Annotated in this window: 14 protein-coding genes; 3 read left to right on the forward strand and 11 right to left on the reverse strand. The window is 34.4% G+C overall.

The features are described from left to right. Positions 1–16: 16 nt before the first annotated feature. The 9 genes from Q9Q86_RS11525 to Q9Q86_RS11565 are packed head-to-tail and all read right to left on the reverse strand — an operon-like array spanning position 17 to position 7909. On the reverse strand, positions 17–1078 hold the full coding sequence (locus Q9Q86_RS11525; RefSeq protein ID WP_004756400.1) for a nitronate monooxygenase family protein: 1062 nt from the start codon (positions 1076–1078) through the stop codon (positions 17–19). Between the two features lie 33 nt (positions 1079–1111). After that, positions 1112–2347, reverse strand: coding sequence for an asparagine--tRNA ligase (locus Q9Q86_RS11530; RefSeq protein ID WP_004756402.1), 1236 nt, complete (start codon positions 2345–2347; stop codon positions 1112–1114). Between the two features lie 18 nt (positions 2348–2365). Beyond that, complete coding sequence (locus Q9Q86_RS11535) at positions 2366–2605, reverse strand: hypothetical protein (protein WP_004756404.1); 240 nt, start codon at positions 2603–2605, stop codon at positions 2366–2368. Continuing rightward, positions 2602–2946 carry a DsrE family protein gene (locus tag Q9Q86_RS11540; protein ID WP_004756406.1) on the reverse strand — a complete coding sequence of 115 codons (345 nt, stop codon included), beginning with the start codon at positions 2944–2946 and terminating at the stop codon, positions 2602–2604. Before Q9Q86_RS11540 ends, Q9Q86_RS11535 begins: the two co-directional genes overlap by 4 nt. Further along, entirely contained in the window at positions 2943–3293 is a 351-nt protein-coding gene (locus tag Q9Q86_RS11545; protein ID WP_004756408.1) for a DsrE family protein, read from the reverse strand. Before Q9Q86_RS11545 ends, Q9Q86_RS11540 begins: the two co-directional genes overlap by 4 nt. After that, positions 3290–4600, reverse strand: coding sequence for a hypothetical protein (locus Q9Q86_RS11550; protein ID WP_004756409.1), 1311 nt, complete (start codon positions 4598–4600; stop codon positions 3290–3292). The genes Q9Q86_RS11545 and Q9Q86_RS11550 overlap by 4 nt, the downstream gene beginning before the upstream one ends. Continuing rightward, the gene (locus Q9Q86_RS11555) at positions 4590–6116 is read right to left on the reverse strand and encodes an NAD(P)-binding domain-containing protein (protein ID WP_004756411.1); all 1527 of its coding nucleotides are present in this window, start codon (positions 6114–6116) and stop codon (positions 4590–4592) included. The genes Q9Q86_RS11550 and Q9Q86_RS11555 overlap by 11 nt, the downstream gene beginning before the upstream one ends. A 31-nt stretch (positions 6117–6147) precedes the next feature. Beyond that, positions 6148–6378 carry a sulfurtransferase TusA family protein gene (locus Q9Q86_RS11560; RefSeq protein WP_004756412.1) on the reverse strand — a complete coding sequence of 77 codons (231 nt, stop codon included), beginning with the start codon at positions 6376–6378 and terminating at the stop codon, positions 6148–6150. Positions 6379–6418: 40 nt separating this feature from the next. Next, on the reverse strand, positions 6419–7909 hold the full coding sequence (locus Q9Q86_RS11565) for an aminotransferase class V-fold PLP-dependent enzyme (RefSeq protein WP_005329741.1): 1491 nt from the start codon (positions 7907–7909) through the stop codon (positions 6419–6421). Between the two features lie 307 nt (positions 7910–8216). On the opposite strand from Q9Q86_RS11565, the gene Q9Q86_RS11570 reads away from it, so the two are divergent. The 3 genes from Q9Q86_RS11570 to Q9Q86_RS11580 all read left to right on the forward strand — a co-directional run bounded on the left by Q9Q86_RS11570 (position 8217) and on the right by Q9Q86_RS11580 (position 11611). After that, the gene (locus tag Q9Q86_RS11570; protein ID WP_227540289.1) at positions 8217–8831 is read left to right on the forward strand and encodes a glutathione S-transferase N-terminal domain-containing protein; all 615 of its coding nucleotides are present in this window, start codon (positions 8217–8219) and stop codon (positions 8829–8831) included. A 131-nt stretch (positions 8832–8962) separates the two neighbouring features. After that, complete coding sequence (locus Q9Q86_RS11575) at positions 8963–10852, forward strand: FAD/NAD(P)-binding protein (RefSeq protein ID WP_005329743.1); 1890 nt, start codon at positions 8963–8965, stop codon at positions 10850–10852. 66 nt (positions 10853–10918) lie between these two features. Next, a complete protein-coding gene (locus Q9Q86_RS11580) occupies positions 10919–11611 on the forward strand; it encodes an SDR family oxidoreductase (protein ID WP_004756429.1) in 693 nt (230 codons plus the stop codon). Between the two features lie 203 nt (positions 11612–11814). Here Q9Q86_RS11580 and Q9Q86_RS11585 read toward each other — a convergent pair whose 3' ends face one another. Both Q9Q86_RS11585 and Q9Q86_RS11590 read right to left on the reverse strand, forming a co-directional pair. Beyond that, the gene (locus Q9Q86_RS11585; RefSeq protein WP_004756430.1) at positions 11815–13245 is read right to left on the reverse strand and encodes a hypothetical protein; all 1431 of its coding nucleotides are present in this window, start codon (positions 13243–13245) and stop codon (positions 11815–11817) included. A gap of 18 nt (positions 13246–13263) precedes the next feature. Further along, on the reverse strand, positions 13264–14355 hold the full coding sequence (locus Q9Q86_RS11590; protein WP_004756433.1) for a TniQ family protein: 1092 nt from the start codon (positions 14353–14355) through the stop codon (positions 13264–13266). Between the last annotated feature and the right edge of the window lies 1 nt (position 14356).

Here is a 14356-nt window from a genome sequence, read left to right on the forward strand (position 1 = left end):
TTAAAGAAATATAAAATTAAATAGATTTACTTTTGTACCATTCATCTACAAGTGTACTGACTAATTTTTGCATTGAGAGAGGACGTCCCATACCTACACCTTGCCCTGCCCAAAGCGACATAAATTCCGCATTATTTTGTTCTTTTGCCCATTTACGTATAGGCCCAGATAATGCATTCTGAATAGGATAAATTGGTACTGTCTCATTATTTGCCAACTCTCTCATAAATTGATTCTCAATCCCTCTAGCAAGTTTACCTGAGAATGTTTGAGTCAGTTTGGTATCATGACCAGATGAGCTTAGTAATTTATTACGATATGCTGGCGATAAATTAGCTTCATCACAAAATAAAAATGCTGTGCCTAACTGAACCATATCAGCACCAATAGATTGCAGTGCTGCTATAGTTTGTCCAGTCATAATCCCACCAGCAGCGATTAATGGTAATTTTACTTTAGCTTTTGTTTCTATAAGCAGAGGCAATAAAGCCATTCCTCTATCTTCGGATTTTAAAAACATACCTCGATGGCCGCCAGCTTCAACGCCTTGTAAACAAATTGCATCAGCTCCTATAGCCTCCCATGCTAGGGCTTCTTGTACAGTAGTTGCTGTGCCAATGACAAAACATCCTTGCTCATGCAAATTTGTAATTTGTTGTTTATTAAGAATACCAAATGTAAAGCTTGCGATCTCTGGCCGTAATTGCAAAAGGACATCAAACTGTTCACTAAATTTTGGAGCAAATTTAGTAGGTAGCTCTAATGGTGGTAAATTTAGAGAGGTATGTAATTTCTGTAACTTCTCGATATCCAACTTATCCCAATCATGTTTAGGATGATCATTGATGATGAATAAATTAATATTAAAAGGTTTATTCGTAAGCTGACGTATCTTTTCAACGGTAGATTTAATCGCAGAGGGTTCAAGCATCCCCGCACCTAATGATCCTAAAATCCCAATTTCACATGCTTGAGCAACCATTTCCGCAGTTGTTATTCCTGCCATGGGAGCCTGAATAATTGGATACTTAAATTGGAATCTCTCAGTAATCATTTTTGCATGTCCTGATAAAATCATTATCTAACTCCTATAACATTTAATTCTGATTACTTAGGGTTTTAATAAACCTTGAGGTATACGAGGGAATAAAGTTGCTTGGCGTATATCATTTACTCCCATAAAGGTTGCAACAAGCCTATCAAAACCAATTGAAAAACCTGAATGAGGTACACAACCGTGACGACGTATATCAACAAACCAAGCGAATTCATCCAAGTCATGGCCAAAATATTCTAGATTTGCTTTGAGTTCTTCATAGTCAGAAACTCGTGTACCACCACCAACTATCTCACCTTGTCCCATATGAGAAAAGAGATCATTCGATGGGCTTAAATCATAGTTATCTGTACTATGAGCGAACCAAAAGTTTTTTAGACTCATTGGAAAATCAGTTATAAAATATGGTACTTTTACATGTTTACCAATTGCATTGTTATGCTCTTCTGTATAATCATTTCCATAATCAAATAAGTATCCTAATTCGTTAAGTAAAGTTACAGACTCATCATACGTAATACGTGCAAATGGTTTCAGTAACTGATCCAAATGTTCTGTCCCTAACTGAGCTTTTGCATATAAATCGGTATGCTTTTTGAGTTTTTCTGCGATAAAGTGGATTAAGTCCTGTTCCATTTGCATAATTTCATCATTACTAGCCCATGCCAAATCTACTTGCAATTGCCAAATTTCAACCAGATGTATACCTGTTGCATCAGTTTCTCGTCGAAAAGAGGGATTTAATGCATAGACTCTTTCTACCCCACTAACTAGCGCATCAGCATACATCCATGGACTTTGGATAAGAGTCGCAACCTGTTTTCCGTAATAAGGAAACGTAAATACATCACCACTACAAACACAAGATGCATTTGTTAAAATTGGGGTTTGAACCAACATACAATTTTGATCATCCAAAAATTCAAAAGCATATTTTCTAACAAGATGGCGAAACTCTGCTGTAGCTCGAAAGAAATTATTACGTATGCCTAAGTGTCGATGTTCAAGGTCTTTGTAGTTATATTGATTAATATCGATAGGTAATGGCTCTGCTGTATGCAATACATTTAAAGTACATAAAGGATCTTTTTCTGAAATATCACCATTTAATTGTACTATTGATTGTAATGGCAAGTTTTCTAAAAAATGATCTTTATCATCTACACGCCAATTATGTATTTGGTTATTTTGTCGAATCGAGACATTAAAAATCCCTTTTTCCAATAATTGAATTTGTTCAATCCAACCTGCCGCGACCAATTGTTGTTGTGTATTTCTTAGATTTTGCATGTGATACTCCTGATACTATTAGATGGTTAAAATCACTTCATGTTTATTGAATAATTCAGTTAAAAAATCATTACTAATACATTCCGCATATGGAGATATATGCTTCAAAGGTTCTGTTGACCATATAAAATGTGGCTGGTTCGTGAAACTACGGCTAAATATGGATTCTGCAACCAATAAAACTACATCGTTCTTAATTCTAATTTCTTGATACTTTTCAATAGCATTTAAGCTTGTCAAAATAACTAAACGGCTCATAAGAAAAATGCCTTATCATATCGATTGATATATGCTGAAAATTGCTCATTCGTTAGAAATTGCACTGGAAATTTTGTTCCATATTCCTCAAGCCCCCTTTGATCCAAATCGGATTTTCGCACAACCAAAGGAACATCACTTTCTACTAAAAACTTGTATTGATTAGAAAAATTATAAAACGGACTACTATGATCATGATGTAGAAGATAGACAGCATCATGCCAAAATGCAAAACTCACATCGGTATCACTACTAATAGAAAGTGCCATTCGAGCAACTTGCATGTTTATATCAGACATAGCTGGACTTTGACTAAGAACAAATAAAGCGGATACATTCATTTGGAGTCTCCTCCAAAGAAGATGATGCGATCTGCCATATTGTATTGCTCTGCAAACGTCATCATATTTTCTATTTGGATTCCTTCCTGAACATTGCTCTCATCTAATCCAGAAAATTTAGCCATGTTGACGCAAGTAGATACTGTTGCACCTTGAGCAATTAGTTTTCTTAAGCGAATAATATGGTTCTTTATGCTTTGTGTCTGAATAGCATTGTAGATCCCATTACCAATTAAAAAGATGTTGACCTGAAGCCCTTTATCCAAAAAGACCTTAGCCATTTCTAATGCGGCTAATGTGCGACTTTCCCTAGGCCCACAAGCGAGTACAAAGAAAATATTTTTCAATACATGATCCTCATTTCAATTAAAACTACAAATAGTAAGGTTAAAAAACTACTACTGATAAAAAGGAACCTCAAATCTGGTTTGTACCAAGAGTTATCTCCAAGAGTTGCATTCACAGTTAAGTTGATGACTGAACTTGGGGAAATAATGAGTGATTGCACCCAATAACACAGCCAAAGGGTTATAATTATGGGAAGGCTGATTTCATTCGTTAACGGACTAATTAAAGGTGCAACGATACAGAAAGGAATGATGGGATGTAGCCCTATTCGACATACCAAGGGCATAACAATTAGTAATAAAATACAAATTAGAAAGCTAGTTAAATACACTGGTATTTGTGAAAAAATGCCTATTTGTATACCTTCAAAGATATCATAAAGACGTATTGCTAATATGCCACAGGCAATGAATAATATGAGTTCAGGTAGGAGCTTTGTCTGAGCTATATTGATTAATTGAAATAAATCTGAGTGGTTATTAATGATACTGCTAGAAAACCAAGTGATAAAACATGCGATAAATATTGATTGAGAATATGGTTTATGCAGAATAATACTCAATGTTAATAATGTACCGAGAAAAATAATAACAGGTAATAGACTCTTCCACCTATTTATGTTTGTGATTGAAATGTCAGGTGGAGTAATTTCTTTAATGATGTTTATATTATTACTGAACAAATGATTTGATCTATAAGCATTTAATCCAATTAGTGCAATCATAATAACGATGGCAAATAGACTTATAGACATTACACTGAACCAACTAATCGCTGGAAACATGCTTAATGTTAATAGTACAGGCGCAGAAGTAGGAGCTAAAAGGTTAGCTGTAGCAACTCCGCGAGCAACAATATTGGGTATTTCTCTATTGTTTGTCAGTTCTTTCTTACTTAAACCTGCCAACAAGATTGGTATAGTACCCATGTTAAATATAGGTGATATACCAACTGATACACCAAGTGTTATCCAAGGGCGACGATGTTGAGTCAGCCACTGTGAGAGTATCTGACTTATCGCACTATTAGCAATTGCACTTCTCAGGAGATTCAGTGATACCAACATAATTATGACATCTACATATGGCATGAGTTTATGCCATACCGTTGTCCAGTGATTAGGTAAAATGACTGCAAGTATTAATATGAATAGTGCTATCTTTCCACTACGCAGTTTTATCCATGACCAGTGTTGTGTAAATAGAATAGTTAATAATATAAAAACTGCTAGAAGAGCTTGCTCAGGAGCAAAAATTCGCAGCAATGCTAATAATAGCCATAATCCAGAACGTAAATTAATTATCATGTTTTAATCGCTGAGAGATACCATACATTAGTGCTTTACTAGTAAGTGCGGAACCTGCAATAAATTGGCACTTGGGACCTATTCTTTTCATAGCGGCATAGCCACCGAAGAACAGCCCAGGTACACTAGACATACAATTTTCATCTAGTAACGGAAAACCATCTGAACTCTTTATTTGATGTTGTAAATCACTTAAGGGCTTTATTTTATTGATCTCATATTTATAACCAGTGCCAAGAATTAAGTGGTCTACATACTCACATTGCCCACTACGTGCTTTAAGTTCTAATTTTCCATCGGATAAAACATTGGCTTGTATTAAATCGAATTTTGGAATTATTTTTAGCTTATCCCATTGATTAATCAACTTCATTTTTGGCTCAGTAGTTCCTTTTAATAAATAGGATAAGAACCGCTTTTGTATAAATGAAGGTAGACGATAAACAAAACTATCAGCATTCTTAGAACACCATTTGTAGAGATGATTTCCTGGTGAATGTAAATTACGAAAGATGAGATTGCTATCACGAATTAATAATTTTACTTGTGCCCCACTATCAATAGCTAGTATTGCATGTTCAGCAGCACTTTGACCTGCGCCTATTACTGCAATTTTATAATCTTTGGATAAGGTGTTCGGAATATTTGTATCACTTGAATGTGTGAAATTTTTACTAGGAATTTGACGTAAAATTTTTGGAATATTCTCCATTCCTTTAAGACCAGCACACCAAACCAAATTACGACATTTTACAGTTTGGTATTGATCCGCCATTCGTAGTTGTACATTGTAGCTATTGTCCTGATAGTCTACTTTTTCAGCAGTAAATGGTAATGGAGTTAGATTTTGTTTTGTGACGAAGTAATTGAAATACGCTAAAGCTAGAGGCATCGAAACAGGTTGATCAATTGGAACACCAATACACTGAGCAAAGCTTATAAAGTCCATGTCATTTATAGGTGTATTGATACCTGATGCAGCAGCAGGAGAGCGGAGATCATTTGGCAAAATATGATATAGCCAAAAGCTGAATGGTTCGCCAAGCCACAAGTAATTTAAACCAGCATGTTCAGCATGTGCTGCTAAAGAGGCTCCACTAGGCCCAGCACCAACAATAACCAAATCATATGAATTTTCTATTGGAAGCTTTTTCGTTTGTACTTCTAAAGAATCTAAGCCACGTTTAGAGCAGTTAAATGTCAATGATAAACTACCAAGAGTTCCCAATGCAATAATAGGAAAAAATTTACCAGATTCGGAGAGAACACGTTTATCGAGAGTTCTAAGTTTTTGGTCTCTGATATTAGATGGTATATGATTAATAATGCGTTGTTCGATATTTAATGCAGTTAGTGACTCAATGGTAAGTTCATCATAGCCTTCAATCAAAATAAGGCTATTTTTATCTACCCATTTACGATGATGATCAACAATAAGCCATCCTTCACCTTGATTAACACTCAATACTATAGCCAATTTATTTAATATAACTTTTTGTCTTTGCATGTCAGCCATTTTAGCTCTTTCCATTGGTTAAACTTTTGCTCTAAATTTTTATAACAATCAGAAATTCAGTATCATTTATTCTTTGATCAACACATCCATATTCATTTTTCTGACAAAATAAATAGATATCTTTGACAACGTCTAAATGATCAGTTATAACTTCTAGATTTTTCAGATCAGAATTATTTTTAAGCATCCTCTTAATCCTTAATATTGGAATAGGACATCTTAGCCCCTGCAGATTGATACGCCCTAAATCCATATTTTCCATAAAATCCTCATATCGTGATCAATTAAATAAAATATGATTATCAATATTCATTTATGACTAAATTTACAAACTCAACCTCGCCCTTATTTAATTTTTTTAAATGATCTCTGATATATTTTTCCATTACAATTTCAGGTTGTGATAATGGCAAAGGTAGTTCTTTTTCAGATATATGAATAAATCCACCAGTTGTATCTTCAATATATTGTTCTTTGTAATAATCAATATGAGATATGATTTCAATTAGTGCGGAAACAACACAATCTATATCTTCTACAGTGTTGTATAGTCCAAGACTAATGCGAACCATACCTTTATATCGATCAATATAAGCATCAACTTGCTCTTCAGGTAAATCTATGTCATCAGCCATGCTCCAAAGTTCTTCTCGTATGAGTGAACGTACATATGGATGAGCACAAAAGCATTGATTCCTGACAGCAATACCAAAGTAATCATTGAGAATAATTGCTGTGAGTTTATGTGGTAATTTATTAATATTGAAAGAAATAACCCCAACACGATTATGAGGATCTAAATTGCCATATACTGTAATTTGAGGAATCTCGGCTAATTTATTTAACAAATATTGAGTAAGAGATTGTTCTTTTGCTTGAACATTATGCATCCCCACTCTTCGTAGGGTGTTAGCTGTAACACCAAGCATAATACTACCAACAATATTAGGTGTCCCAGCTAATTCTCGGTCAGGGTAAATATTTGAAATGGCATAATCACTTAATGAAACATCAGTAACCATTCCTCCCCCTAAATCGATAGGTTTGGATGAATCTAATAGAACTTTTTTAATGATTAAAACACCTGGTGAGGATGGCGCATACATTTTATGTCCAGCCAAAACCAACGCATCTGCCTTGCATATGGCTAAATCAATAGGCATATGCGGTCCCATTTGTGCTGCATCTATAATGATATAGCTATCATAGCTATGAGCTAATTTAGCTATTTTTTCAATTGGGTTAATGATACCTGTAACATTACTCACTCCAGTAACAGCTACATACGATACATCTTTTGTCTTTAATTCTTGTTCAAGTTTCTCAATATCGATTCCTCCAAGACCAGTTGGTGTATCAAGTAAAGATAAATGTGTTACCTCACTTCGTTGTCTATGTGGTAAATCATTAGAGTGATGTTCCATCAAAGAAACAAGCACACGAGGCTTTGGATTGATTTGTCGTAATATTTGAGATGCTCGATTAATTGCTGCTGTTGCGCCACTACCCAAAAATATACATGTATAAATCTCAGGATCTGCATTAACCAGTTTCAGAATTTCATTAGCAGACCACTCAAAAAGTTGAGTCGATATTTTTGCAGAGTTATGGCTATCACTATGAACATTTGCATAGTACTTTAGATAATCATTAATAAAATTTACGGAAGGTAGGAATGCCAAACTTGATGCTGTTGAATCCAAATAGCATTGTCGAATGTTCGTTCCCAATCTTGTTGGATATTTTGTTTCCAATCCTATAAAAAGGTTTCTAATTTGATCCAGATTTATCATAGATTTATTCACCACATAATATAAAATATTTTAGGCACAACAAAAGCAATTTAAATTACACATAATTACTGCAAAAAAAATCCAGCAAAAATTAGTGTGACAATTATTAACACCACTATTAAAAATATGGAAATAAATAAAAATTATAGACCTATAAAAATTACTTAATTGACAGGTCTTTATATGATCTTTAATTTTACTTCTGTTTTAATACATCAAACGATTTTCTTTGATATTTATTCAAACAAAATCAAATATACAAGCAAGCATAAATATTTATTTTATGTACTTTTAAACAAAAATTTAAATGGTAGTACCTATGAGGCTTATAATATCACCAACATCTCCATATTCCCGCAAGGCAAGAGTACTACTACGTGAAAAAGGTTTAGAAGCTATAGTTACAGAAGTAATAACAAATGTTTATGAGTCAAATCTGGTTACAAAATACAACCCTCTTGGGCGAGTTCCAGTTTTGAAAGATCAGTCACTTAATATTTATGACAGCATCATAATATGTCAATATTTAAATAATTATCAACCTGATATTAAAAAATCAATCTACTCATTATCTAATAGTACATGGGAAGATCAAATACGTGTAGCACTAGCAGATGGAATAATTGATAGTGCCTTACAATTAGTTATAGAAAGCAGACGACCTATTGAATATCAGTCTTCAATGATTATTGAACGTCATACTGCCCACATTCTTCGTGGGCTTCAGGCTTGTGAAGAACAAATCAGTGAATATAAAATCAAATTTGATATCCCAGAAATCGGTTTAGCATGTGCACTTTCCTATTTAAATTTCAGATTACCAAATATTAACTGGGGGAGTAAATATCACGAACTTTACGAATGGTTTGAAAAAGTTAAACAATATAAATCCATGAAAGAAACAGAGTTCACAATACTATAATTTTTTGTTTATAGGTTTATTAACCAAAGAAATGGAGGAAATTAATTTAAACTTACTAAAATATTTTATAGAACAATATTTTTAAGTATTTTTTGTGAATTAATCAACTCCATTTTATTCAAGGAACATATATGAACAAGGTGAGAATTGCTATTATTGGTATGGGGCCTAGAGGTCTTAGTATATTAGAACGGCTTAATGCAATATACAAAATTTCAGATCAGAATCTTAAGTTTGAGTTGCACTTAATAGATCCTCGTGTTTATGGGCAAGGTATTCATACTTCAGAGCAATCAGATCATCTTTTGGTAAATACCATAGCCTGCCAAATAACAATGTTTAGCGATGATTCGGTAACAGATGCTGGACCAATTATTCCAGGTTTATCTATTCTTGAATGGGCAAGGCAGCATGGATACCGAGAATTAAATAATAAATTTCTTTATTTAGGCAATCATATCTGTAATGAAATCAATGCTAATGCTTATTTACCACGTCGTATGTTAGGTGAATATTTATCTTGGGTTTATCGTGAACAAATCAATCAATTACATCCAAATATTAAAATAATTCGTCATCAACAACTTGCATACAATATTGATTCAATGGATGATGGCCAGCAGATTATCACATTGGCGAATGGGTATACTTTTCATGCTGATAAAGTATTTATTACAACAGGTCATGGAGAAAATACACCATCACCACAAGATTTGATGTACCTCAAATTTGTTCAGGAGGTTGCAAAAACCAACCACAAAGCTGATTTTATTAGAAATATTACAAATACTTATTCGTTACATCACATTAGTTCAGAAGCTGTCGTTGCAATTGAAGGTATAGGCCTCACAACATATGACCTAATTTCTCAACTAACCGAAGGTCGATCTGGAAAATTTATAAAAAATACAGATGGTACCTTGAAATATCTTCCCTCTGGTGAGGAACCACATATCCTAGTGTATTCTCGCTATGGCTTACCATATGCAAGTAGAGGAATAAATCAGAAAGGTGCACATGGACAATATCAAGCTCGTTTTTTTACAACCAATGCAATTGATAAATTACGTATAGCTAATCAACAAAATAGAGGCAATGGGCAACTTGATTTTGAGCAGGAATTGCTTCCAATTTTGTTGAAAGAAATGTGTTATGTATATCGATGTACTATAGATAAGAAATGGTACGATATAGAAGCTTATGTGCCTACATCTGATGACTTTACCAAGATTGAGCAAATTTTCTTTGGAAAATTACCAAGTTTGCAAAACTATGAAGCATTCAAGGAATACGCAATAAACTATCTGCAAACAGATATTGAAGATGCCTTAAAAGGGAACATTGATGGTGCTATTAAAGCAACAACAGATATTATTAGGGATATTCGGGATTGTTTACGTTATGCTGTTGATTATGCAGGATTAACACCAACATCACATAAAATATTTATTGAACAATATTGTCCTATTATGAATCGAATTGCTGTTGGACCTCCTGTTATACGTAGCCAACAACTATTAGCTTTACTAAATGCTGGAGTTATTGAATTTGCTTGTGGTCCAAAAGGGCGTGTTGAACTTAATTACCAGACAAGTCGCTTTAACATTATTAGTGAATTTTCTGATGGCTCATATACGAGTAGTGCTGACATTCTAATAAAAGCAAGAACAGATACTTTCTATCCAGCATTAGATAAATCTCCATTCATTGCGAACCTATTAAAGAATGGCACAATCCAACCTTTCTTTAATGGTGATTATCATCCAAGTGGTATAGCAATAAGTCATCATCATCATCCTATCAATAAAAATGGTGATGAAGTGAAGGCACTTTGGGCCCTAGGAAATATAGTTGAAGGAGCAAACTTCTATACTTATGTCTTACCTCGCCCAGGCGTCAACTCACGTGCAATTAGAGATGCAGGTAAATGTGTCTTAGAACTCTTTGAACAATTAGAAACCCATGAAGTAGTTGCCGCCTCAAAAGTAAAGAACAGTCAAGAGCTAATCGAAACTCTCTAATACTAAGTAACCAGCTGAGTTAAAGAGAGATTTATATGTGTCTTCCATTAGATAAATAGGTAAATTATGAAACAAGTAGTTATTACTGGTGCAAGTCAAGGAATTGGTCAAGAAATTGCTAAACTATTTTTGAATCAAGGATATATCGTACATAATATTTCTCGTCATGCACCACAATATTCACATCCTAATTTACGCCATTGGCAAGCAGATATGCTTTATTATGATCAGCTTGAACAAGTAATTCATCAAATTGGTTCATTTGATGTTCTAATTAATAATGCAGGTTATATGAATACGCTTACGGCAAGCTCATATACATGGAATGAAATGCATAACATCATGAATGTGAATTTGATTCACACAATACAATTGAGCATTGATGTTGCAGAAAATATTTTTAAAATACAGCAATCAGGCCGTATTATAAGTATTGCCTCAATTGCAGGGCAAATTGGACACCCTGATATTTGGTATGGCATTTCAAAAGCAGGATTGATTAATGGGATGCGTAGTATGGCTCGAAGTCATGCTCAGCATAATATTCAAACTTTTAGTATTGCGCCAGGTCCCGTTGAAACAGAAATAATGAAAAAGATCCCATTTGAGAGACAAAAACGTTTAAAGGAAGCAACCTTAAATCACAAGTTTTGCCAAGTACAAGAGATTGCCAATACAGCTTTGTGGCTAGCTGATAAGGCACCAAATTGTTTAAGTGGTGAAGTATTTGATTTAAATAATGGAGTGAATTATCGTTAATTATACCAAGAAACTGCTATATTTATTGAACGTTAAGACAGTTAAATCAAGTACATATATCGTATTGGCATATATGTTCAGTATGATATGCTTGATCTATTTTCTATATTCAATCAAAATTATAAGTGAATATAAATAAAAAATATTTATTTTCAATAAAATCAACAATGTAGATGAATTCAATTTCTATTTAAGAAATTTTTTCATAGATTATTAAAATATAAGTTTGGATTTGGTATCCAATATTGCTGATCACCAAGCCTCACTTCAAAGCCATCATCCAGCACCCTAAAATTAATACTATCCATATGATTAAAAATAGATTTATCCAAATTATGGAAATACATCAATCCTAACTTTATCCACTCTAGTGCATTAAAATTTTCCTCTGGGACTTTCATAATGGCTAACAGTTGTTTTTCCAGTTTCTTCATATTACTTTTCTCTGTTATTTTTTCATCTAGTACCCATGACGTATCAAGGTTCGTATCATAATTCTTGTTTAAAAAATTAAGAAAACCAACAATAGCGGAAGCTTGTCCAGGGGACTTAAATAAGTAATATTTTACGTGCCACATTGTTGGTAAATCTAAGCGTGATTGACTTACCAACAGCATTAAAGCAGATGCTGGTTTCATGGCTAAACGGGCAGAACGTATACTTGTTTTCCCTAAATCCATTTTATTTATTAAAACCTGATAGTAGTTCTGAAGAATTTGGGCTGAAAGTGATGAATCTGGACATGAGTTTGCCAGTTTTCTCAGTTGGTCAAATTCAGAACAGTGACCTTTAGATTGTGTATCTATATGCAGATAATGCACTGCAACCAACCACCGGATGGGCAGCTCATATTTGCGTAAACCACTTGTCCTTAGTCGATGTAATAAAGGCGCATAATCTGGGATCTGATCTCTCCAAAGATTATTGGTCTTTTCAAAAAACTGAATATGTTTATGAATTAGCAATGCAGCCTTATGTGGTCCTACCTCATGATCAAGCCAATTCATATATTCTTCAAAGTAACCTTTAAGACTTGGATTCACTAATGTATTAACTAGTTCCTTAATCCTATTGCCCAATATTCTTCGCCATGAACATGATTCACAATATTTTCCACATCCAGCAGGAATTTGTTGCTGACAGGTTAAGCATTGAAGTGGTGGACAGCTTAAACATTTTTTACAAAGCATTTTGCCTGACACAGCATCCTGTTCAACCGACCTATATCTTCTACAACTTTGGCATGTCTGGTAATCACGGGTTGCACACTTTGGGCAAACTCTTAAATTATCCTCAAAACGGCTGATACGAGACAAACGTTGTGATGCCACGCCACATCGCTCACAAGCTTGAAACTCTCTAAAATAAACTGAACAGCTATTACAAACAGGTCCTTGTGCCGTTATTTTTCCTAATGGATATTCTATACGTTGACATAGAATACACGGGCGATTAGTTTCACATTTTTGGCAAACAGCCAATTGATCAGTTTTGTGCAATCTTGAGCTTTTACCACATGATGGGCAATCCCGTTTTTTAAAAACTCGTACATAGCATTTATGGCAATAGTTACGCTGTTTATAGCATCGGTGTATCTTTTCAACCGCATCACCACATTCATCACACTGAGGCATGGCGTTTCCCTCCGAGCGTTATCCTAATTTTCTTTTTAATCTCAAAAACTTTCGTATTACAGCTTCCTTACTTTTAGGTTTTAGGGTATCAACCAATGCTCTCTTTGGAGGGTAGTTCCGATAAACTGAGCCTAACTGTTCTTCAATAGGTCTTAATATGGCTGGCAACTGGTTTCTCTTATCCCAAAATGAAGATCTGTTCATATTTAAAGATTGTGCTGTTTCAATAAATTTTTCTAGGGGAATGATGAGTAATTGATAAATACAGGAAAATAGCCGCTCTCTCTCGATAACTGGAAGTTGACTAACAACCAATCCATTCGAGATAAACTCAGAATGGGGCATCTGAATTTTGAGCTGTTCAAGAAAAGCCCATCCTTTTCCATTTATTGAGCCAGCTAGAACTTTTCTAATAAATTGTAAAAATAACTTAATCACCGTTAACCAATCATTTAGTGAAATCAACTTGTCTTGATAGGTTGCATAGCCTTGTTCCAAGAATTGACCAAAGACTTTTTGGAATGCCAGGGCATGACAATTCATAAAGCATTCATTAACTTCCAATAGGTTTTTTTTACATATTGAACAGCAAGTCATAACCTGATCAGGGGCTTCAAGTCGTCTAGGTTGAATGGCATTATGACAATGCGGACATTGATCATATAAACGCTGATTATGTTTAATACAGCCTGTATGCCAGGCAAAGCGCCAGTGTAAACGGAAATAGGCAACACCATCCTCAGACAAACACTTAGGACAATATTGCCAGCCACCTCGATGCTTACGGTTTCTTGTACCTAATACCAGATACCATGAATCAAGGGTTCCATTATCCAAGTTATATTTAATTAAGAAATTGCGAAGCGTAGCAGAATCAAATTGGCTTTCATCAATTTTTGTTGTAGTGGCCAAGGTTCGTAAATGCTCTGAGCTTAAACCTCGATCTACATCTACTGACCAAATTCGCCATTTGGGCCAGAGTACCCCAGTTAGACTTAATGGGTCACAACCACTATCAAGTGCAGCACGTATCAACCATGAAGACAATGCCTCATCTTTCTGTAAAGTCGTGGGGATAAACCATGAATGGACTTCTGTTGTACCTATCATA

The sequence above is a fragment of the Acinetobacter sp. A22 genome (genome assembly GCF_030913345.1).
GTDB classification, from domain to species: Bacteria; Pseudomonadota; Gammaproteobacteria; order Pseudomonadales; family Moraxellaceae; genus Acinetobacter; species Acinetobacter junii.